Origin of the sequence: Citrobacter sp. Cf116, from assembly GCF_030336505.1 — a bacterium.
GTDB lineage: Bacteria > Pseudomonadota > Gammaproteobacteria > Enterobacterales > Enterobacteriaceae > Citrobacter > Citrobacter freundii.
In genome coordinates, this window is record NZ_JAOWEQ010000024.1 from 295,223 (window position 1) to 317,053 (window position 21,831).

The 21,831-nt window shown below is 52.4% G+C and carries 23 protein-coding genes and 1 pseudogene; 17 read left to right on the top strand and 7 right to left on the bottom strand.

The features are described 5' to 3' along the window. The first annotated feature begins 38 nt into the window (after positions 1-38). From ftsY to livJ, 5 genes are all read left to right on the top strand, one after another. Positions 39-1,565: a signal recognition particle-docking protein FtsY gene (gene ftsY, locus OGV74_RS02610; RefSeq protein WP_016151120.1), complete on the top strand. Its 1,527-nt coding sequence runs from the start codon at positions 39-41 to the stop codon at positions 1,563-1,565. Positions 1,566-1,567: 2 nt separating this feature from the next. Beyond that, positions 1,568-2,236: a cell division ATP-binding protein FtsE gene (gene ftsE / locus OGV74_RS02615; RefSeq protein WP_003023420.1), complete on the top strand. Its 669-nt coding sequence runs from the start codon at positions 1,568-1,570 to the stop codon at positions 2,234-2,236. Further along, a complete protein-coding gene (ftsX, locus tag OGV74_RS02620; protein ID WP_003023423.1) occupies positions 2,229-3,287 on the top strand; it encodes a permease-like cell division protein FtsX in 1,059 nt (352 codons plus the stop codon). The genes ftsE and ftsX overlap by 8 nt, the downstream gene beginning before the upstream one ends. 255 nt (positions 3,288-3,542) lie before the next feature. After that, complete coding sequence (gene rpoH / locus OGV74_RS02625; RefSeq protein WP_003023425.1) at positions 3,543-4,397, top strand: RNA polymerase sigma factor RpoH; 855 nt, start codon at positions 3,543-3,545, stop codon at positions 4,395-4,397. Positions 4,398-4,667: 270 nt separating this feature from the next. Continuing rightward, complete coding sequence (gene livJ / locus OGV74_RS02630) at positions 4,668-5,771, top strand: branched chain amino acid ABC transporter substrate-binding protein LivJ (protein WP_003023428.1); 1,104 nt, start codon at positions 4,668-4,670, stop codon at positions 5,769-5,771. 83 nt (positions 5,772-5,854) lie between these two features. On the opposite strand, the pseudogene OGV74_RS02635 reads toward livJ, so the two are convergent. After that, positions 5,855-5,981: pseudogene (locus tag OGV74_RS02635) on the bottom strand (hypothetical protein). Further along, entirely contained in the window at positions 5,966-6,349 is a 384-nt protein-coding gene (gene panM, locus OGV74_RS02640) for an aspartate 1-decarboxylase autocleavage activator PanM (protein ID WP_003023430.1), read from the bottom strand. Before panM ends, OGV74_RS02635 begins: the two are co-directional and overlap by 16 nt. A 423-nt stretch (positions 6,350-6,772) precedes the next feature. Here panM and livK point away from each other — a divergent pair, with 423 nt between their 5' ends. From livK to ugpQ, 11 genes are all read left to right on the top strand, one after another. After that, on the top strand, positions 6,773-7,882 hold the full coding sequence (livK, locus tag OGV74_RS02645) for a high-affinity branched-chain amino acid ABC transporter substrate-binding protein LivK (RefSeq protein WP_003023433.1): 1,110 nt from the start codon (positions 6,773-6,775) through the stop codon (positions 7,880-7,882). A gap of 61 nt (positions 7,883-7,943) precedes the next feature. Continuing rightward, positions 7,944-8,870 carry a high-affinity branched-chain amino acid ABC transporter permease LivH gene (livH, locus tag OGV74_RS02650; protein WP_003023435.1) on the top strand — a complete coding sequence of 309 codons (927 nt, stop codon included), beginning with the start codon at positions 7,944-7,946 and terminating at the stop codon, positions 8,868-8,870. After that, positions 8,867-10,144 carry a branched chain amino acid ABC transporter permease LivM gene (gene livM / locus OGV74_RS02655; protein WP_003023436.1) on the top strand — a complete coding sequence of 426 codons (1,278 nt, stop codon included), beginning with the start codon at positions 8,867-8,869 and terminating at the stop codon, positions 10,142-10,144. Before livH ends, livM begins: the two co-directional genes overlap by 4 nt. Beyond that, on the top strand, positions 10,141-10,908 hold the full coding sequence (livG, locus tag OGV74_RS02660) for a high-affinity branched-chain amino acid ABC transporter ATP-binding protein LivG (protein ID WP_003023438.1): 768 nt from the start codon (positions 10,141-10,143) through the stop codon (positions 10,906-10,908). The genes livM and livG overlap by 4 nt, the downstream gene beginning before the upstream one ends. A gap of 17 nt (positions 10,909-10,925) precedes the next feature. Continuing rightward, positions 10,926-11,639 (top strand): high-affinity branched-chain amino acid ABC transporter ATP-binding protein LivF, encoded by a 714-nt coding sequence (gene livF / locus OGV74_RS02665; protein ID WP_003827581.1) that lies wholly within the window; start codon positions 10,926-10,928, stop codon positions 11,637-11,639. A gap of 102 nt (positions 11,640-11,741) precedes the next feature. Then, positions 11,742-12,023: a hypothetical protein gene (locus OGV74_RS02670; RefSeq protein WP_003023442.1), complete on the top strand. Its 282-nt coding sequence runs from the start codon at positions 11,742-11,744 to the stop codon at positions 12,021-12,023. A 246-nt stretch (positions 12,024-12,269) separates the two neighbouring features. Further along, positions 12,270-13,586: a sn-glycerol-3-phosphate ABC transporter substrate-binding protein UgpB gene (gene ugpB, locus OGV74_RS02675; RefSeq protein WP_086504649.1), complete on the top strand. Its 1,317-nt coding sequence runs from the start codon at positions 12,270-12,272 to the stop codon at positions 13,584-13,586. Positions 13,587-13,686: 100 nt separating this feature from the next. Further along, a complete protein-coding gene (gene ugpA / locus OGV74_RS02680) occupies positions 13,687-14,574 on the top strand; it encodes a sn-glycerol-3-phosphate ABC transporter permease UgpA (protein ID WP_086504648.1) in 888 nt (295 codons plus the stop codon). Next, entirely contained in the window at positions 14,571-15,416 is an 846-nt protein-coding gene (gene ugpE / locus OGV74_RS02685; RefSeq protein WP_003023450.1) for a sn-glycerol-3-phosphate ABC transporter permease UgpE, read from the top strand. The genes ugpA and ugpE overlap by 4 nt, the downstream gene beginning before the upstream one ends. Before the next feature lie 2 nt (positions 15,417-15,418). Beyond that, positions 15,419-16,489 (top strand): sn-glycerol-3-phosphate import ATP-binding protein UgpC, encoded by a 1,071-nt coding sequence (locus OGV74_RS02690; RefSeq protein ID WP_032950429.1) that lies wholly within the window; start codon positions 15,419-15,421, stop codon positions 16,487-16,489. Next, positions 16,486-17,229: a glycerophosphodiester phosphodiesterase gene (gene ugpQ, locus OGV74_RS02695; RefSeq protein ID WP_086504647.1), complete on the top strand. Its 744-nt coding sequence runs from the start codon at positions 16,486-16,488 to the stop codon at positions 17,227-17,229. The genes OGV74_RS02690 and ugpQ overlap by 4 nt, the downstream gene beginning before the upstream one ends. On the opposite strand, the gene OGV74_RS02700 is transcribed toward ugpQ, so the two are convergent. Continuing rightward, a complete protein-coding gene (locus OGV74_RS02700) occupies positions 17,226-17,666 on the bottom strand; it encodes a DUF2756 family protein (RefSeq protein WP_071687975.1) in 441 nt (146 codons plus the stop codon). The genes ugpQ and OGV74_RS02700 overlap by 4 nt on opposite strands. 118 nt (positions 17,667-17,784) lie before the next feature. Here OGV74_RS02700 and ggt point away from each other — a divergent pair, with 118 nt between their 5' ends. Further along, on the top strand, positions 17,785-19,530 hold the full coding sequence (ggt, locus tag OGV74_RS02705; protein WP_003023458.1) for a gamma-glutamyltransferase: 1,746 nt from the start codon (positions 17,785-17,787) through the stop codon (positions 19,528-19,530). A gap of 72 nt (positions 19,531-19,602) precedes the next feature. Here ggt and OGV74_RS02710 read toward each other — a convergent pair whose 3' ends face one another. From OGV74_RS02710 to tssD, 4 genes are read right to left on the bottom strand one after another with little or no spacing between them, the layout of a single operon-like run. Continuing rightward, positions 19,603-19,854: a MarR family transcriptional regulator gene (locus OGV74_RS02710; protein ID WP_086504645.1), complete on the bottom strand. Its 252-nt coding sequence runs from the start codon at positions 19,852-19,854 to the stop codon at positions 19,603-19,605. Positions 19,855-19,876: 22 nt separating this feature from the next. Continuing rightward, entirely contained in the window at positions 19,877-20,155 is a 279-nt protein-coding gene (locus OGV74_RS02715) for a YrhB domain-containing protein (protein ID WP_049014308.1), read from the bottom strand. 40 nt (positions 20,156-20,195) lie between these two features. After that, entirely contained in the window at positions 20,196-20,453 is a 258-nt protein-coding gene (locus tag OGV74_RS02720) for a hypothetical protein (protein ID WP_086504644.1), read from the bottom strand. Between the two features lies 1 nt (position 20,454). Next, positions 20,455-21,708 carry a type VI secretion system tube protein TssD gene (gene tssD, locus OGV74_RS02725; protein WP_086504643.1) on the bottom strand — a complete coding sequence of 418 codons (1,254 nt, stop codon included), beginning with the start codon at positions 21,706-21,708 and terminating at the stop codon, positions 20,455-20,457. Positions 21,709-21,831 lie beyond the last annotated feature (123 nt).

Sequence of the window (21,831 nt, forward strand, 5' to 3'; positions counted from 1 at the left end):
CTGTGCCATGAAGCAACAGCGGGGGAGTGTAGTCGCAAATGGCGAAAGAGAAAAAACGTGGCTTTTTTTCCTGGCTGGGCTTTGGTCAAAAAGAGCAGGCACCGGAAAACGAGACAGAAGTAAAAAACGAAGAACAACAACCGGTTGCTGAAGAAACTACCGTCGTTGACGAACAGCCGCGCGCCGAGGAAACCCGTAGCGAGGCGGAAACGCAAGCCTTTGCAGCTGAAGTCGTTGAAGTAACTGAACAGGTTGCGGAAATTGAGAAACCGCAGCCGGAAGAAGAACCTGTCGCCGAACAAGCGCAGCCGGAAATTGAGCCGGTTGCTGAACCCGTTGCTGAAACTGTAGTGGAAACGCCAGCTGCGGTGGTTATCGAACGCGAAGAATTGCCGCTGCCGGAAGAGGTGAAAACCGAAGAAGTTTCTGCCGAAGAGTGGCAGGCCGAAGCGGAAACCGTGGAAATCGTTGAGGCGGCTGAAGAAGAAGCTGAAAACGAGCCGCAACTGACCGACGAAGAGCTGGAAGCCCAGGCGCTGGCCGCTGAGGCTGCTGAAGAAGCGGTTATGGTGGCGCCGGTAGAAGAACCTGCTGTGGAAGAACCGGTAGAAGAAGAGGTGGTCCAGGAGCAGGAAAAACCAACCAAAGAAGGTTTCTTTGCGCGTCTGAAACGCAGCCTGCTGAAAACAAAAGAAAACCTCGGTTCCGGATTTATCAGTCTGTTCCGTGGTAAAAAGATCGACGATGATCTGTTTGAAGAGCTGGAAGAGCAGCTGCTGATCGCCGATGTGGGCGTAGAAACGACCCGTAAGATCATTGCGAATCTGACAGAAGGTGCCAGCCGCAAGCAGCTTAAAGATGCGGAAGCGCTGTACGGCCTGCTGAAAGAAGAGATGGGCGAGATTCTGGCGAAGGTTGACGAACCGCTGAATGTTGAGGGCAAAACACCATTTGTTATCTTAATGGTTGGCGTCAACGGTGTGGGCAAAACCACCACTATTGGTAAGCTGGCGCGTCAGTTTGAGCAGCAGGGTAAATCAGTAATGCTGGCGGCGGGCGATACTTTCCGTGCGGCGGCGGTAGAACAGCTGCAGGTCTGGGGTCAGCGTAATAATATCCCGGTGATTGCTCAGCATACCGGTGCGGATTCCGCGTCCGTTATCTTTGATGCCATCCAGGCGGCGAAGGCGCGTAACGTAGATGTGCTGATCGCTGATACCGCAGGGCGTTTGCAGAATAAATCGCACCTGATGGAAGAATTGAAAAAAATCGTTCGCGTCATGAAGAAGCTGGACGAAGATGCGCCGCATGAAGTTATGCTGACTATCGATGCCAGCACCGGGCAGAATGCGATAAGCCAGGCCAAACTGTTCCATGAAGCGGTGGGCTTAACCGGTATCACCCTGACCAAGCTGGACGGTACGGCGAAGGGCGGGGTTATCTTCTCGGTTGCCGATCAGTTTGGCATCCCTATCCGCTATATCGGTGTGGGCGAACGTATCGAGGATTTACGTCCGTTTAAAGCGGACGACTTTATAGAGGCACTTTTTGCCCGAGAGGATTAACAATGATTCGCTTTGAACATGTCAGCAAGGCCTATCTCGGTGGGAGACAAGCGCTGCAGGGAGTGACCTTCCATATGCAGCCTGGCGAGATGGCGTTTCTGACCGGCCACTCCGGCGCGGGGAAAAGTACCCTGCTGAAGCTGATTTGTGGAATTGAACGGCCCAGCGCCGGGAAAATCTACTTTAGCGGGCATGACATCAGCCGTTTGAAAAACCGCGAAGTGCCGTTTCTGCGTCGTCAGATTGGCATGATTTTTCAGGATCACCACCTGTTGATGGACAGAACCGTGTTTGACAACGTGGCAATCCCACTGATCATCGCGGGCGCCAGCGGGGACGATATTCGTCGTCGCGTGTCAGCGGCGCTGGATAAGGTCGGGCTGTTGGACAAAGCGAAAAACTTCCCGATTCAGCTCTCTGGCGGTGAACAACAGCGCGTCGGCATTGCCCGTGCGGTGGTGAATAAACCAGCGGTGCTGCTGGCGGATGAACCAACGGGGAACCTGGATGACGCGCTGTCGGAAGGGATCCTGCGCCTGTTCGAAGAGTTTAACCGCGTCGGGGTCACGGTATTAATGGCCACGCACGATATTGGCCTGATCTCCCGTCGCTCCTATCGCCAAATGGTTCTGAGCGATGGACATCTGCATGGAGGCCTGGCGCATGAATAGACGTGACGCTATTAACCAAATCAAACAGTTCGGTGGCCGACTGGATCGCTTTCGTAAATCGGGCGGTGCGCCGGGTGATGGCGGTCGCAACGCGCCTAAGCGTGCGAAGGCCACGCCAAAGCCGAACTCGCGTAAAACCAATGTCTTTAATGAGCAGGTACGTTATGCGTTCCAGGGCGCGTTACAGGACCTGAAAAGCAAGCCGCTGGCGACGTTCCTGACGGTGATGGTTATTGCCATCTCCCTGACGCTGCCAAGCGTGTGCTACATGGTTTATAAGAACGTAAACCATGCAGCAAGTCAGTATTATCCGTCCCCGCAGATCACCGTTTACCTGCAAAAAACGCTGGATGATGATGCGGCGGCGCGGGTGGTTGGTCAGTTGCAGGCCGAGCAGGGCGTGGAGAAAGTGAATTATCTTTCCCGTGACGACGCGCTGGGCGAATTCCGTAACTGGTCTGGATTTGGCGGTGCGCTGGATATGCTGGAAGAGAACCCGCTGCCGGCCGTGGCGGTGGTAATCCCGAAACTGGACTTCCAGGGTACGGAGTCGCTAAACACGCTGCGTGACCGCATCGCACAAATCAACGGTATTGATGAAGTGCGGATGGATGACAGCTGGTTCGCTCGCCTGGCGGCGCTGACGGGCCTTGTCGGACGCGTTTCCGCGATGATTGGCGTGCTGATGGTAGCGGCGGTCTTCCTCGTCATCGGTAACAGCGTGCGTCTGAGTATTTTTGCGCGTCGCGATACCATTAACGTGCAAAAACTGATTGGCGCGACGGATGGATTTATCCTGCGTCCGTTCCTCTACGGCGGGGCACTGCTCGGTTTTTCCGGTGCATTTCTTTCACTGATTTTGTCAGAAATTTTGGTGATGCGTCTGTCGTCAGCGGTAACTGAAGTGGCACAGGTATTTGGAACCAAGTTTGATATCAATGGTTTATCATTCGATGAATGCCTGTTATTGCTGCTGGTGTGCTCGATGATTGGCTGGGTGGCAGCCTGGCTTGCCACGGTTCAACATTTACGCCACTTTACCCCCGATTAAAAAATCTCTGGTATAATCTTTCCCTGCACTGAGTAGTTCGCTCTGCAGGGAAAGAGTCCCTGTGATCTCTTCCCGGCGTATTCATTGTGATGTCACATTTTGTGCGTAATCTATACACATTACGACATGGAACTTGTGGATAAAATCACTGTCTGATAAAAGATTGAATGATATTCTCGTTGCTCATAAGCTCTGGCATGGTTGTTGCTATTGGTTTTAGCCAATGCGCCAGATGAAAAGATTGAGAGGATTTGAATGACCAAAGAAATGCAAAATTTAGCTTTAGCCCCTGTTGGTAACCTGGAATCTTACATCCGGGCTGCGAACGCGTGGCCGATGTTGTCGGCTGACGAGGAGCGGGCACTGGCTGAAAAGCTGCATTACCAGGGCGATCTGGAAGCAGCTAAAACGCTGATCCTGTCTCACCTGCGCTTTGTTGTTCATGTTGCTCGTAATTATGCGGGCTATGGCCTGCCGCAGGCGGATTTGATTCAGGAAGGTAATATCGGCCTGATGAAAGCCGTGCGCCGTTTCAACCCGGAAGTGGGTGTGCGCCTGGTTTCCTTCGCCGTGCATTGGATCAAAGCTGAGATCCACGAATACGTTCTGCGTAACTGGCGTATCGTTAAAGTCGCGACCACTAAAGCGCAGCGTAAGCTGTTCTTTAACCTGCGTAAAACCAAGCAGCGTCTGGGCTGGTTTAACCAGGACGAAGTTGAAATGGTTGCTCGCGAGCTGGGTGTTTCCAGCAAAGACGTGCGCGAAATGGAATCCCGTATGGCGGCGCAGGACATGACGTTTGACATGTCTTCAGACGATGAGTCTGACAGCCAGCCGATGGCCCCGGTGCTGTATCTGCAGGATAAATCTTCTAACTTTGCCGACGGCATTGAAGAAGATAACTGGGAAGATCAGGCCGCGAACAAACTGACCCACGCAATGGAAGGTCTGGACGAGCGTAGCCAGGACATCATTCGTGCTCGTTGGCTGGACGAAGACAACAAGTCGACGTTGCAGGAACTGGCCGATCGCTACGGCGTTTCCGCTGAACGTGTTCGTCAGCTTGAAAAGAACGCCATGAAAAAATTGCGCGCGGCGATCGAAGCATAATCTTCCAGCCGATCTGGAAATGCTGATAAACCCTGGATGAAAATCCGGGGTTTTTTGTTTTTATCTCTCCCCCTCTCTCCTGACGTTTATGCTTTTTGTCATCAAGTTGTTATCTGCATGTCAAATTTAGCTATTCCAAAATAATAAAAATCGGGTATGTTTTAGCAGAGTATGCTGCTAAAGCACGGGTGGCTATCCAATAATCGAAATAAAGTGCTGAACAACAACATCACAACACACGTAATAACCACAATAATGGGGATTGTCAGGATGAATATGAAGGGTAAAGCGTTATTGGCAGGATGTATCGCCCTGTCTTTGAGCAATATGGCGTTTGCTAAGGATATTAAAGTTGCTGTCGTCGGCGCGATGTCCGGTCCGGTAGCGCAGTATGGCGATCAGGAATTTACTGGCGCAGAGCAGGCGATTGCAGATATCAATGCCAAAGGCGGCGTGAAAGGCGACAAACTGGTCATGGTGAAATATGACGATGCCTGTGACCCGAAACAAGCGGTAGCGGTAGCTAACAAAGTGGTCAACGACGGGATTAAATATGTTATCGGCCACCTGTGCTCATCTTCCACTCAGCCTGCGTCAGATATCTATGAAGACGAAGGCATTCTGATGATTACCCCAGCGGCAACGGCGCCAGAGCTGACCGCACGCGGCTATAACCTGGTGTTACGTACCACCGGTCTGGATTCCGATCAGGGCCCGACTGCTGCCAAATATATCGTTGAAAAAGTGAAGCCGAAGCGCATTGCGATCGTTCACGACAAACAACAGTATGGTGAAGGCCTGGCGCGTTCCGTGCAGGACAACCTCAAGAAAGCCAACGCTGACGTGGTGTTCTTCGATGGGATCACCGCTGGCGAGAAAGATTTCTCTACTCTGGTGGCGCGTCTGAAGAAAGAGAATATCGATTTCGTTTACTACGGTGGTTACCACCCGGAAATGGGGCAGATTCTGCGCCAGGCACGCGCTGCGGGTCTGAAAACCCAGTTTATGGGACCAGAAGGGGTAGCGAACGTGTCGTTGTCTAACATCGCGGGTGAGTCTGCGGAAGGCTTACTGGTAACGAAACCGAAGAACTACGATCAGGTTCCGGCGAACAAACCGATTGTGGACGCGATCAAAGCCAAGAAACAGGATCCGAGTGGTGCATTCGTATGGACCACCTACGCCGCGCTGCAATCCTTGCAGGCCGGTCTGAACCAGTCTGACGACCCGGCTGAAATTGCCAAATACCTGAAAGCAAACTCAGTGGAAACCGTAATGGGGCCGCTGTCATGGGATGCGAAGGGCGATCTGAAGGGCTTCGAATTCGGCGTGTTTGACTGGCATGCTAATGGTACGGCGACAGACGCCAAGTAATTTTCCTGGCGCCTTTCGCGCTGCAGGTGCGTTGGCTACGTTATTCAACCCCGGTCACTTACTTCTGTAAGCTCCCGGGGACTTCATAACTTGCCGCCTTCCTGCAGCGCGAAATTCTTGGAAAATTGCGAGGTGGTTTTTTATTTTTTCTCCCAGCATGTAGGCCGGATAAGCGTCAGCGCCATCCGGCTTTTTTATCTTTTTTCCCAGCCATTTTCCTGGGCCGTAAACCCTAACGCCTGCATAAACGCGGCCATCACGCTGCGGTCTTCAACGCCGACGTCGGCCATCCACCATGAACTCACGTCAGAGTTTTCCCGGATCACTTCTTCGATCAAATACTGCCCGACGCCGCGGCGGCGGGTGATATCGCGTACGCGCAATGAATCCAATGCGCCTTGTGTGCCGCTCAGGGTTACGCGAACTGCGCCTAACAGACGCTCGTTAAAGCGCGCGGCGTAGATCCGGTGCGTTTCATCTACGCTTAATGATGAGGCGGAATATTCCGGCCAGATTTTGCCCAGATCAATCTGGTCCTGGTCGCTAAAGTTATCTAAACGAACGATGGTCAGCTTCATTAACAGCATGTCCAAATCACAAAAGATGGAATGAGTGTACCGAAATAATTCGCCCGGATGCTTTCTCTTTTTTATGTGAATAACCAGATTAATAATTTTGTAACAACAGTAATGACAGTTTGAAACCGTAGAGATTGAAAAACAGGCAGAATAATACCCTGGAATGCAGCATTTTATTCGGCTCTTTGTACCGTTATTTTATGCTGACAAACGTGCTTTTTTTTGTTTATCTATAGTGAAAAGCAGAATATTATCTTTTCTTAATCGACTGAAAAATAGAGATTTTAGCCTGATTTTGCTTAAATGACTGCGCTAAACCATTAATGAGACTGGTAAAAATAGTGCAGTTCAAAAAAAGCACAGACTGCTTTTTAACCACATAAATACAAAATATTAATTACGTCACGAATGGGGATTCAGGTAATGAAACGGAATGCGAAAACAATCATCGCAGGGGTGATAGCACTGGCAATGTCACACGCGGTCATGGCGGAAGATATCAAGGTCGCTGTTGTCGGCGCGATGTCAGGTCCGGTCGCGCAGTGGGGTGATATGGAATTTAATGGCGCACGTCAGGCCATTAAAGATATCAATGCCAAAGGCGGGGTCAAAGGCGACAAACTGGTCGCTGTGGAATATGACGACGCCTGCGATCCGAAACAGGCCGTTGCGGTAGCGAACAAAATCGTCAATGACGGCATTCAGTATGTTATTGGACATCTGTGCTCATCTTCCACGCAGCCCGCATCAGATATCTATGAAGATGAAGGCATTCTGATGATTTCTCCGGGCGCCACAAACCCAGAACTGACCCAGCGCGGTTACGCTCACATTATGCGTACAGCGGGCCTGGACTCCTCTCAAGGGCCGACCGCCGCGAAATACATTCTGGAGAAGGTGAAGCCGCAGCGCATTGCCATCATTCACGATAAACAGCAATACGGTGAAGGCCTGGCGCGTTCAGTGCAGGACAGCCTGAAAGCGGGCAAAGCCAACATCGTTTTCTTTGACGGTATCACCGCCGGGGAAAAAGATTTTTCTGCGCTGATCGCTCGCCTGAAAAAAGAAAATATCGACTTTGTTTATTACGGCGGCTACTACCCGGAAATGGGGCAAATGCTGCGCCAGGCACGTTCCGTCGGGCTGAAAACCCAGTTTATGGGACCAGAGGGCGTCGGCAATGCGTCGCTGTCTAACATTGCTGGTGATGCCGCTGAGGGCATGCTGGTGACCATGCCAAAACGCTATGACCAGGATCCGGCGAATAAAGCTATCGTCGATGCGCTCAAAGCTGACAAGAAAGATCCAACTGGACCGTACGTGTGGATCACTTATGCAGCCGTCCAGTCATTGGCGACAGCAATGGATCGCAGCGGTAGCAAAGAGCCGCTGGACCTGGTGAAAGATCTGAAAGCACACGGGGCTGATACCGTGATTGGGCCGCTGAAATGGGACGAAAAAGGCGATTTGAAGGGATTTGAGTTTGGTGTCTTCCAGTGGCATGCGGACGGTTCATCGACCGTCGCGAAGTAATACCTGAAGACGAGTTATCCCACCGCCCGTGTAAAATGGGCGGGTATAAAAAGGTTACCTTATGTCCGAGCAGTTCCTCTATTTCTTGCAGCAGATGTTTAACGGCGTCACGCTGGGAAGCACCTACGCGCTGATCGCCATCGGTTACACGATGGTGTACGGCATTATCGGCATGATCAACTTCGCCCATGGCGAGGTGTATATGATCGGCAGCTATGTCTCCTTTATGATCATCGCTGCGCTAATGATGATGGGCATTGATTCCAGTTGGCTACTGGTCGCGGCGGGCTTCGTTGGCGCGATTGTGATTGCCAGCGCCTACGGCTGGAGCATTGAACGCGTGGCGTATCGACCCGTGCGCAGCTCTAAGCGCCTGATCGCGCTGATTTCCGCTATCGGGATGTCCATCTTCCTGCAAAACTACGTCAGCCTGACGGAAGGTTCGCGCGATGTGGCACTGCCCAGCCTGTTTAATGGCCAGTGGACCGTTGGCAGTAGCGAAAACTTCTCTGCTTCCATCACCACCATGCAGTTGGTTATCTGGATTGTAACCTTCCTGGCGATGCTGGCGCTGACGCTGTTTATCCGTTACTCCCGTATGGGTCGCGCCTGCCGTGCCTGCGCGGAAGACCTGAAAATGGCCAGCCTGCTCGGCATCAACACCGATCGCGTGATTGCGCTGACCTTTGTGATTGGCGCGGCAATGGCGGCGGTCGCGGGCGTGCTGCTTGGTCAATTCTATGGCGTAATTAACCCGTACATCGGCTTTATGGCCGGGATGAAGGCCTTTACCGCAGCGGTGCTTGGTGGCATCGGCAGCATTCCTGGGGCGATGATCGGCGGCCTGATTCTGGGCGTCGCGGAAGCGCTCTCCTCTGCTTATCTGAGTACTGAATACAAAGACGTCGTTTCATTCGCGCTGCTGATTCTGGTGCTGCTGGTGATGCCGACCGGTATTCTGGGTCGCCCGGAGGTAGAGAAAGTATGAAACCGATGCATTTTGCAATGGCGCTGCTCTCTGCCGCCATGTTCTTCGTCCTGGCGGGCGTCTTTATGGGCGTTCAGTTAGAGCTTGACGGCACCAAACTGGTGGTGGATTCCGCGGCGGATATTCGCTGGCAGTGGGTGTTTATTGGTACTGGCGTGGTCTTCCTCTTTCAGTTGCTGCGTCCAGCTTTCCAGAAGGGCCTGAAGAGCGTCTCCGGACCGAAGTTTATTCTGCCGGCGATTGACGGCTCCACCGTTAAACAGAAGCTGTTCCTGGTGGCGTTGCTGGTGATTGCCGTGGCGTGGCCGTTTATGGTCTCGCGCGGTACGGTGGATATCGCCACGCTGACGATGATTTATATCATCCTCGGCCTCGGCTTAAACGTGGTGGTGGGGCTTTCCGGCCTGCTGGTGCTGGGCTACGGCGGCTTTTATGCCATTGGCGCTTACACCTTCGCGCTGCTGAACCACTATTACGGACTCGGCTTCTGGACCTGTCTGCCGCTGGCGGGGCTGGTTTCCGCTGCTGCTGGCTTCCTGCTCGGCTTCCCGGTACTGCGCCTGCGCGGTGATTATCTGGCTATTGTGACCTTAGGCTTCGGTGAAATCGTCCGTATCCTGCTGCTCAACAACACCGAAGTGACCGGTGGCCCGAACGGTATCAGCCAGATCCCGAAACCGACCTTTTTCGGTCTGGAGTTTAGCCGTACCGCCCGTGAAGGCGGCTGGGATACCTTCAGCAACTTCTTTAACGTCAAGTACGATCCCTCTGACCGCGTCATTTTTCTCTATCTGGTGGCGCTGCTGCTGGTGGTCTTCTCGCTGTTTGTGATTAACCGTCTGCTGCGTATGCCGTTGGGCCGTGCGTGGGAAGCGCTACGTGAAGATGAAATTGCCTGTCGCTCGCTGGGCTTAAACCCTACGCGCATCAAACTGACAGCTTTTACCATCAGCGCCGCGTTTGCCGGTTTTGCCGGTACGCTGTTTGCCGCGCGCCAGGGGTTTGTCAGCCCGGAATCCTTCACCTTTGCCGAGTCCGCCTTTGTGCTGGCAATTGTAGTATTGGGCGGAATGGGCTCACAGTTTGCGGTGATCCTCGCGGCCATCCTGCTGGTAGTGTCACGCGAGCTGATGCGTGATTTCAACGAATACAGCATGTTAATGCTGGGTGGTTTAATGGTACTGATGATGATCTGGCGTCCGCAGGGCTTGTTGCCGATGACCCGTCCACAGTTGAAACTGAAAAACGGGGAAGCAAAAGGAGAGCAGGCATGAGTCAGCCATTATTATCCGTTAACGGCCTGATGATGCGCTTCGGCGGTCTGCTGGCGGTAAACAACGTTGAACTGGAACTGCGGCCGCAGGAAATAGTTTCGTTAATCGGGCCAAACGGCGCGGGAAAAACCACGGTCTTTAACTGTCTGACCGGTTTTTATAAGCCGACCGGCGGGACGATTAAGCTGCGCGACCAGCATCTGGAAGGACTACCGGGTCAGCAAATCGCGCGTATGGGCGTGGTGCGTACTTTCCAGCACGTACGTCTGTTTCGCGAAATGACGGTGATTGAAAACCTGCTGGTGGCGCAACATCAGCAACTGAAAACCGGCGTCTTCTCCGGCCTGTTGAAAACTCCGTCGTTCCGTCGCGCGCAGAGTGAAGCGTTGGATCGCGCCGCCACCTGGCTGGAGCGTATTGGTTTGCTGGAGCACGCCAACCGTCAGGCGAGTAACCTGGCCTACGGCGATCAGCGTCGTCTGGAGATTGCCCGTTGCATGGTGACCCAGCCGGAAATCCTGATGCTCGACGAACCCGCTGCGGGACTCAACCCGAAAGAGACCAAAGAGCTGGACGAACTGATTGCTGAACTGCGTAACCATCACAACACCACCATTTTGTTGATTGAGCACGACATGAAGCTGGTGATGGGGATTTCCGATCGTATTTACGTGGTGAACCAGGGCACGCCGCTGGCGAATGGGACGCCGGAACAGATTCGTAATAACCCGGATGTTATCCGCGCCTATTTAGGTGAAGCATAATGGGGGCGAGGATTAATATGGATAAGGCGATGTTATCGTTCGACAAAGTCAACGCCCACTACGGCAAGATACAGGCGCTGCATGACGTCAGCTTGTATATCAACCAGGGTGAAATCGTTACTCTGATTGGTGCCAACGGCGCGGGAAAAACCACGCTGCTCGGCACATTGTGTGGTGACCCGCGAGCGACCAGCGGGCGAATCGTCTTTGATGGTAAAGACATTACCGACTGGCAGACGGCGAAAATCATGCGCGAAGCGGTAGCGATTGTGCCGGAAGGGCGTCGCGTGTTTTCCCGTATGACGGTGGAAGAGAACCTGGCGATGGGCGGTTTCTTTGCCGAGAAAGACCAGTTTCAGGAACGCATCAAGTGGGTGTATGACCTGTTTCCTCGCCTGCATGAGCGTCGTATTCAACGTGCAGGAACGATGTCCGGCGGTGAACAACAGATGCTGGCGATAGGCCGTGCGCTGATGAGCCAGCCGAGGCTGCTACTGCTTGATGAACCATCGCTGGGTCTGGCGCCGATTATCATCCAGCAGATCTTTAACACCATTGAGCAACTGCGCGAGCAGGGGATGACCATCTTCCTTGTCGAACAGAACGCTAACCAGGCGCTGAAGCTCGCCGATCGCGGCTACGTGCTGGAAAACGGTCATGTGGTGCTGGAAGACACTGGCGATGCGCTACTGGCTAACGAAGCGGTGCGCAGTGCGTATCTGGGCGGTTAATCATTCTCTGAATAGACAAGGGGCCCGCTGTGGCCCCTTTTTATTGCGCTATGTTATTATTGAGAATAGTTATCAATAATAAAAAATGAACATGGAGAAAGGATGATTCGTTCAGGTACCTGCATGATGATTGGCAGTTTGTTTTTGACGCTTTCTTTAACTACCCTGGCCTCGACACCGCCAGCGTTTGACCCGCGCGATCCCGCAATCTGGGAAGAGAAATCGGACAACCCGTTAGCGCAATCCGACTCGCCCTGCGAAGTGTTTACCAGCTCGGTATGCCCGGGCTGGGAAGATGATAAATCAGATATCCAACGTGAACGTGAGCGACGAGAGCAGCAGCGTTTACAGAATGAGTACGAACGACGCTGGCGCAGAGATTAATCTTTCTCCTGCAGCAACAGATAACGCCATCCTGGCCGGGTAAGGCATACCGCTACCCGGCTTTGTTGTGCACCACTCCGCATTTTCCTGTCACTACGCTTTCACCGCCTTGCCATCTGTTTGTCGCCTTACTATCTTTTTTTTGTAATAAAAAAGTTATTTTTCTGTCATTCGAGCATGTCATGTTACCCCCGCGAGCATAAAACGCGTGATATCGCGCATCCGGCACAACAAGAGAGATAACCGATGATATCGTTACGACATACAGCTTTAGGACTGGCACTTAGCCTGGCGTTTGCAGGTCAGGCACTGGCGGTCACCACCATCCCATTCTGGCACTCAATGGAAGGCGAACTGGGTAAAGAAGTTGATTCTCTGGCGCAACGTTTTAATGCCGCCAATCCCGACTACAAAATTGTTCCGCAGTACAAAGGCAACTACGAGCAGAGCCTGAGTGCAGGAATTGCCGCTTTCCGTACCGGAAACGCGCCTGTGCTGCTACAGGTTTATGAAGTGGGTACGGCAACGATGATGGCTTCGAAAGCCATTAAACCGGTCTATGAAGTATTCAAAGAGGCTGGCATCAACTTCGATGAGTCTCAGTTCGTACCGACGGTTTCCGGTTATTACACCGACTCTAAAAGCGGACATTTGCTTTCTCAACCGTTTAACAGCTCCACTCCGGTGCTGTACTACAACAAAGATGCCTTTAAAAAAGCTGGTTTAGACCCTGAGCAGCCGCCGAAAACCTGGCAGGACCTGGCGGAGTACACCGCGAAGCTGAAAGCGGCAGGCATGAAGTGCGGTTACGCCAGCGGCTGGCAGGGGTGGATTCAGATTGAAAACTTCAGTGCCTGGAACGGTCTGCCGGTCGCTACCAAAAACAACGGTTTTGACGGTACTGACGCGGTGCTGGAGTTCAATAAACCGGAGCAGGTAAAACATATCGCTCTGCTGGAAGAGCTGAACAAAAAAGGCGATTTCAGCTACTTCGGGCGTAAGGACGAATCCACTGAGAAGTTCTATAACGGGGATTGTGCCATTACCACCGCCTCTTCCGGTTCGCTGGCTGATATCCGCCATTACGCGAAATTCAACTATGGCGTCGGAATGATGCCGTACGATGCCGATGTGAAGGGCGCGCCGCAGAACGCAATTATCGGTGGGGCCAGTCTTTGGGTGATGCAGGGCAAAGACAAAGCCACCTACGAAGGCGTGGCGAAGTTCCTCAACTTCCTGGCGAAGCCTGAAATTGCTGCCGAATGGCATCAGAAGACCGGCTATCTGCCGATCACCACAGCTGCCTACGACCTGACCCGTGAGCAGGGCTTCTATGATAAGAACCCTGGGGCTGATATCGCCACCCGCCAGATGCTGAACAAGCCGCCGTTGCCGTTCACCAAAGGGCTGCGTCTGGGCAACATGCCGCAGATCCGTACCATTGTGGATGAAGAGCTGGAAAGCGTCTGGACCGGGAAGAAAAACCCGCAGCAGGCGCTGGATGCCGCCGTTGAGCGTGGCAATCAGTTACTGCGCCGCTTTGAGCAATCGACCAAATCGTAATGTGAAATGCCGGGTGGCGGCTGCGCCTTACCCGGCCTACAAATGCGCGTAGGCCGGATAAGCGTAGCGCCATCCGGCGCTGTTCAGGAATCAAACTTCCATGTCCTCATCCCGTCCGGTGTTCCGTTCGCGCTGGCTTCCCTATTTACTGGTGGCTCCGCAGCTGGTTATCACCGTTATTTTCTTTATCTGGCCTGCCGGTGAAGCGCTGTGGTACTCGCTACAATCCGTTGATCCGTTTGGTCTTTCCAGCCAGTTTGTCGGACTGGAAAACTTTGTCGCGCTGTTTCATGACCCGTACTACCTCGACTCATTCTGGACCACCATTAAGTTCAGTACGTTAGTCACGGTAAGCGGTCTGCTGGTGTCGTTATTTTTTGCGGCGATGGTGAATTACGTGGTGCGCGGCAGCCGTTTTTACCAAACGCTGATGCTGTTGCCTTACGCCGTTGCGCCCGCCGTTGCCGCCGTATTGTGGATCTTCCTGTTTAACCCAGGGCGCGGGCTGATTACCCATTTTCTCGGTGAGTTTGGCTATGACTGGAACCATGCGCAAAACAGCGGTCAGGCAATGTTCCTGGTGGTGTTTGCGTCGGTCTGGAAGCAGATTAGTTACAACTTCCTGTTCTTCTTTGCCGCACTGCAGTCTATTCCTCGATCGCTGATCGAAGCCGCCGCGATTGACGGTGCGGGGCCGGTTCGCCGCTTCTTTAAACTGGCGCTGCCGCTCATTGCCCCGGTGAGCTTCTTCCTGCTGGTGGTGAATCTGGTGTATGCCTTCTTTGACACCTTCCCGGTGATTGATGCTGCCACTGCAGGCGGGCCGGTACAGGCGACCACGACGCTGATTTATAAGATCTATCGCGAAGGTTTTGTCGGGCTGGATCTGGCTTCTTCCGCTGCACAATCGGTGGTGCTGATGTTCCTGGTCATTATTTTGACGGTGGTGCAGTTCCGCTATGTGGAAAGTAAGGTGCGTTACCAATGATTGAGAACCGTCGTGGGCTGACAATATTCAGCCATGCCATGTTGATTATGGGGATCATGGTGATCCTGTTTCCGTTGTACGTCGCGTTTGTCGCGGCGACGCTGGACAACAAAGCGGTGTTTGAGACGCCGATGACGCTGGTTCCCGGCACGCAGCTGCTGGAAAACATGAAATACATCTGGGTCAACGGCGTGGGCGTCAACAGCGCGCCGTTCTGGCTGATGATGCTCAACAGTTTCATCATGGCGTTCAGCATTACGGTAGGGAAAATTACTGTCTCTATGCTTTCCGCATTTGCCATCGTCTGGTTTCGCTTTCCGCTGCGCAACCTGTTCTTCTGGATGATTTTTATCACCCTGATGCTGCCGGTTGAGGTGCGTATTTTCCCGACGGTAGAAGTGATCGCCAACCTGAAGATGCTCGACAGCTATGCGGGTCTGACACTGCCGTTGATGGCATCTGCGACAGCGACTTTCCTGTTCCGTCAGTTCTTTATGACCCTGCCGGATGAACTGGTTGAGGCGGCGCGTATTGACGGCGCGTCACCAATGCGTTTTTTCCGCGATATCGTACTACCGCTGTCAAAAACCAATCTGGCGGCGCTGTTCGTTATTACCTTTATCTACGGCTGGAACCAGTATCTGTGGCCGTTGTTAATTATTACCGACGTCAATTTGGGCACTGCGGTGGCGGGTATCAAAGGCATGATTGCCACCGGTGAAGGCACCACGCAGTGGAACCAGGTAATGGCCGCCATGCTGCTGACGCTCATCCCTCCGGTAATCATCGTGTTAGCCATGCAGCGCGCGTTTGTGCGTGGTTTAGTGGACAGTGAGAAATAAAAATGGCTGGTTTAAAACTACAGGCAGTAACCAAAAGCTGGGACGGTAAAACCCAGGTGATTAAACCGCTGACGCTGGACGTCGCGGACGGGGAATTTATTGTGATGGTTGGACCATCCGGTTGCGGTAAGTCTACGCTGCTGCGGATGGTGGCCGGGCTTGAACGGGTAAGCGGCGGCGATATCTGGATTGATAATAAACGCGTCACCGAGATGGAGCCGAAGGATCGCGGCATTGCGATGGTCTTTCAAAACTATGCTCTCTACCCGCATATGAGCGTTGAAGAAAACATGGCCTGGGGGCTGAAAATCCGCGGGATGGGCAAGGAGCATATTGCTGAGCGGGTGAAAGAGGCGGCGCGTATTCTCGAACTGGGTGAGCTGCTCAAACGTCGTCCGCGCGAACTTTCCGGCGGCCAGCGCCAGCGCGTAGCGATGGGACGAGCGATTGTGCGTGACCCGGCGGTATTCCTGTTCGATGAGCCGCTTTCTAACCTTGATGCCAAGCTGCGCGTACAGATGCGTCTGGAGTTACAACATCTGCATCGCCGACTGAAAACCACCTCGCTGTACGTGACGCACGATCAGGTTGAAGCGATGACCCTCGCCCAACGGGTAATGGTAATGAACAAAGGTATTGCCGAGCAAATCGGCACCCCAGTTGAGGTGTATGAAAAACCTGCCAGCCGCTTTGTGGCGAGCTTTATCGGCAGCCCGGCGATGAATCTGCTCGATGGGCGCATCAGTGCTGCGGGTACCCATTTTGAGCTGGAGGGCGGCATGACGTTGCCCATCGGCAGAAGCGCCAGGGAGTGTATTGGGCGTAACATGACGCTGGGTATCCGCCCGGAGCATATTGCGCTAAGCTCGCAGGCCGAAGGCGGCGTGCCGCTGGTCGTCGACACGCTGGAAATGCTGGGTGCGGATAATCTGGCACATGGACGTTGGGGTGAGCAAAAGCTGGTGGTGCGGTTGGCGCATCAGCATCGCCCGACGGCAGGCAGTACGCTGTGGCTGCATCTGCCAGAACATCATCTGCATCTTTTTGATGGCGAAACAGGACAACGCGTATGAATAACTGGCCTTACCCCCATATTGTCGCCCATCGCGGCGGCGGTAAGTTAGCCCCGGAAAATACCCTGGCGGCGATCGACGTGGGGGCGCGATACGGGCATACCATGATTGAGTTTGACGCTAAATTGTCGAAAGACGGTGAGATCTTCTTACTGCATGACGACAACCTGGAACGCACCAGCAACGGCTGGGGCGTGGCTGGCGAATTGAACTGGCAGGATCTATTGCGCGTGGACGCCGGCGGCTGGTTTAGCGGTGAGTTTAAAGGCGAACCGTTGCCGCTGCTCTCGCAAGTTGCTGAGCGCTGTCGCCAGCACGGCATGATGGCAAATATTGAGATCAAACCCACCACCGGGACGGGGGCGCTCACCGGGAAGGTCGTGGCACTGGCTGCGCGTGAATTGTGGGCGGGAATGACGTCACCACTGTTGTCATCCTTTGAAATTGATGCGCTAGAAGCTGCGCAGCAGGCGGTGCCTGAACTGCCGAGAGGTTTGCTGCTGGATGAATGGCGCGAGGACTGGCGTGAGCTGACCACGCGGCTTGGCTGCGTCTCTATTCATCTTAATCATAAGCTGCTGGATGAGGCGCGCGTGGATGCGCTGCGCGATGCTGGGCTACGTATTCTGGTTTATACCGTCAACCGACCCCAGCGCGCGGCAGAACTGCTGCGCTGGGGCGTAGACAGCATCTGTACCGATGCCATTGATACCATTGGTCCGGATTTCCAGCCCAGTTAAGGCCCAATCGTTTTTAACGGAACGTTAGGTTGCGGCGTGCTGGAGGGCTTCAGCATGTCGCCGTTCTTTTTCTCCGACAGCATATGTTGCTTATTCAGCGAGCTGTCCGGATTACGGGTTCCACTCAACATCCCTCCGTTGCTGTTAGGCAGCATTTGCTGCTGTCCAGGATTCAACTCGCCCGGCTGAGACTGCAGCACGCGCTGGGTGTTGGTGTTGATTTGGTTTTCCATATGCTGTTGCTGCATGCGCGTCTGCGTTTGCAACTGCTGGTTGAGCATCCCTTTCTGCTGAATCTGCTGTGATTGCATTTGGGTTTGCATACGCTGCTGACTCGGGATCTGATAACCGGGTTGATTCGGGTTATTCATGGTGTTGATGGGCTGTGCAAAGCCTGTAAACGGCAACAGCATGGCTAAAAGTAAGAGTCGTTTCATCGCTTTTCTCCTCTCGGGGATCGTTTAAGTTTACTCCTTTCTCGCCGTTACGATGATTATTTCAGAGTTATGCACCAGGCTTAGTGGGGGCCGACCCCCGTACATCTGGAGAATAACGATGATAAAACCGACGTTTTTACGCCGGGTAGCCATTGCTGCTCTGCTCTCAGGAAGTTGTTTTAGCGTGGCTGCCGCGCCGGCTGCGCCACCGCCGGTATCCTACGGTGTCGAGGAAGATGTGTTCCATCCCGTTCGCGCGCAACAGGGGATGGTGGCTTCCGTAGATGCTTTAGCCACCCAGGTTGGGGTGGATATTCTGAAACAGGGCGGGAATGCCGTTGATGCCGCTGTTGCCGTGGGCTACGCGCTGGCGGTGACGCATCCGCAGGCGGGTAATCTGGGCGGCGGTGGGTTTATGCTGCTGCGTACCAAAGACGGTAACACCACGGCGATCGATTTTCGTGAAATGGCTCCCGCTGGCGCGACCCGTGATATGTTCCTTGATGAACAGGGCAACGCCGATGCGAAAAAGTCGCTAACCTCACATCTGGCATCCGGTACGCCGGGTACCGTGGCGGGTTTCTCGCTGGCGCTGGAGAAATACGGCACGATGCCGCTGAACAAAGTCGTGCGCCCGGCGATGAAGCTGGCGGAAGAAGGCTTTGTGGTTAACGACGCGCTGGCCGACGATCTGAAAACCTATGGCAGCGAAGTGCTCCCTAATCACGAGAACAGCAAAGCCATTTTCTGGAAAGACGGCGAGCCGCTGAAAAAGGGCGACAAGCTGGTGCAAACGAACCTGGCGAAAAGCCTGGAGATGATTGCCGAGAACGGTCCGGATGCGTTTTATAAAGGGGCAATTGCCGAACAGATAGCTGGGGAAATGCAGAAAAACGGCGGGTTGATGACCAAAGAGGATTTAGCCAGCTATAAAGCCGTGGAGCGTACGCCGATTAGCGGCGACTATCGCGGGTATCAGGTCTTCTCGATGCCACCGCCGTCCTCTGGCGGTATTCACATCGTGCAGATCCTCAATATTCTCGAAAACTTCGATATGAAGAAGTATGGGTTTGGCAGCGCTGATGCCATGCAGGTAATGGCTGAAGCGGAGAAATATGCCTACGCCGACCGCTCGGAGTATCTGGGCGACCCGGATTTTGTGAAAGTACCGTGGCAGGCGCTGACCAATAAAGCCTATGCCAAATCGCTTGCCGATCAAATTGATATCAACAAGGCTAAGCCTTCCAGTCAGATCAAACCTGGCAAGCTCGCGCCGTATGAAAGCAATCAGACCACCCATTTCTCGGTGGTGGATAAAGACGGTAATGCCGTGGCGGTGACGTATACCCTGAACACCACCTTCGGCACCGGGATTGTGGCGGGTAACACCGGCATTCTGCTTAATAACGAAATGGACGATTTCTCCGCCAAGCCGGGCGTGCCGAACGTTTATGGGCTGGTGGGTGGCGATGCTAACGCGGTTGGGCCGAAGAAGCGTCCGCTGTCATCAATGTCGCCGACTATCGTGGTAAAAGACGGGAAAACCTGGCTGGTTACCGGCAGCCCTGGCGGGAGCCGAATCATCACCACCGTGCTGCAAATGGTAGTCAACAGCATTGATTTTGGAATGAACGTCGCCGAAGCGACCAACGCGCCGCGCTTCCATCATCAGTGGTTGCCCGATGAACTGCGCGTTGAGAAAGGGTTTAGCCCGGACACCATTAAGCTGCTGGAGCAGAAAGGGCAGAAAGTCGCACTGAAGGAAGCGATGGGCAGCACGCAGAGCATTATGGTAGGACCGGATGGCGCACTGTATGGCGCATCCGACCCGCGTTCCGTGGATGATTTAACGGCGGGATACTAAAGATAACGGCCCTCTTCGGTCGGAGAGGGCTGATTTGGACAGTTTAATTTTTAGCGAACATAATATTTCAAACTAAAAAAGATGCTGTTGCTCTTTGATCAAGTTAAAGCCATTTTGGGCTACTTTGTAGCGTGGTCTTGATTTATCTTCGCCATATACAACATCAACCATTCCGCTATTGACAAGGCTCGTTACGATATTCGCAACGTTACCAAATCCAGGAACGTTTCTCGTATAAAGCGCACGATCCAGAGCTATCCAGTTCCAGTTAATATCTTTTTCGGCCATAACTTTCAGTACGTTAAATTCTGTTTCAGTTATCATAGTTGATCGTATCCGAGTGAGCTTAGCTTCGTGTTGTTTTGCTCGTTTCGTAGTCTTTTAAATATTTCTCCAGCGGCCAGGCAGTACCTAAATCAACGATTTCACCGCTATCTTTATCGATGATGAAAGGCACATTTCCTGCCAGGCGGGAAGCGTTGTCTCCGGTTTCGAGGTATTCCCTCGATTCGAAGCAAAAAAACCAACCTTCTGCAAACCGTCCGTGGAGTGTGATGACGACAGGAGCATCCGCATCGCTAAGGTACTTATTGGCTTTGTTTATGGCTTCTTCGTAAGTGATCATAGAGATCCTCCTGACTGTACGAAGCTTTATCGTTGACCTATTACTCTTTTCGCTCAAGCCCAACATATTCAACAAAACCCTCCCCAGAGTAAATATTCATTCTTATTCTGAGAATATCTATTGCATCTTTTGCAAGTTCTTTAGGTATGAATAAAACAAAAACTCTATCATCGCCATCAATAATTGTTCCTAATACCAATTGCGAAAATATATCGTCTGGCAATATATAATCACCTAATGTGTCTCTGCTTATTTTTTTTGCTTTTTGCTCTAAAACGTCTAACGGTATTTTTTTCATTCTATGGTCTCCATTCAGGGCTAATTAAATCGCCATCAGGTGAAAAGTTAAATCTGCGTCCATAAGGGTCAGATATAGAACTCTTACTATTCAAATTGTGATCCCTAAATATCTTTAAAATCGCTCTATCACCAAGAGACGATCTTAATGTCCCATCTGGATGAACATGGCTGGACCATCGCCAGCTTTTAGCAGCAAGTTCTTCAGCTTCGACAGCACCTATCGGTACTCCGGTTGCATTTCCGCGAATAATCAATCTTCTGCCACCTGTTGTAAACATTGCAAACTCGTCGCCTGTAGCAGCACTAAGTGCCGCTAAATCATTCTGCCCAAAGTCTTTGGTTACAATAATTATTGAACCCACTTTGGGCAATTGTGTCAGAGTTTTTGTTTGTGTAACACTCAAGTTCTCCACACCGGCGGCAATCGCGCGATAATTCTGCCTTGTTGTCGCAATGGTAGTAGCATCAATGCTATCTGGAACTGATAGTGGCTTCCTGACTTTTACCTGTCCGAGCTTTTCCACTTCCGAAGCTAATCCTAACCGACCCATTCCAAAAACAGATGCGATTGATGCTAAGGCTATTATGGTTCCTTTTGTTTGATCGTTCATAACCTGCTCGTAACCCGCTGGCGCATCACCTCCCAACTTCTCCGCTATTTCCCTGAACCCCTCTATATTCCCGTTGTAGATCTCTCCGGCGGCAAGCAGTCTGCCAACTCCTTTGCTGTTTAACGTTTTGAGACCGTTGTTTGCGGGAGTTTTTGGAGGGGGGATAAACAGGCGGTTGTAGTTCGCGGGCAACGCCAGGTAACTGAACTCAGTGTTGGCAATAAGATGTTTGCAGAGGATATATTCATAGCTGATGGTTATTGTTTCTGTATCTAAACTATTTTCACTGAACTGCTGCTGAATACCGGATAAGAATGCTCCTCGTAGTTGAATGTAATAATATTTCTCCCATCTACCGAATCTATTGATGCGGTAGAAATAAAACTCCATATACAATTGCTCGTTGTTGTTAATCGCATTAATAAACAACGGCGTGCTTTTATCGATCAGCTTACAAAAGCGTAGCCCGTGCAACTGAGAGCCTTTGCCAGTACTGGTTATACTATTAGCGAGCGAAAAGGCAAAGATTTCGTCCTCGTGTCCGATTTGCCAGCGATTACCCACAGATGCAAGGGGCCCACATCCGGCAGAAATAGCGCCTTGTTGCTGCCCTGAAACCATCAGATAGACGATATCACTCATGACATCCTTATCCTTTATTACGTGTTATTGTAAAACGGAGGTTTTTATTCTTCCATTTTTAATTACGCTTTTTGATGGTGTTCGTATATAGCAGAAACAAAACGTTTCATTTTAAGTGGGTTT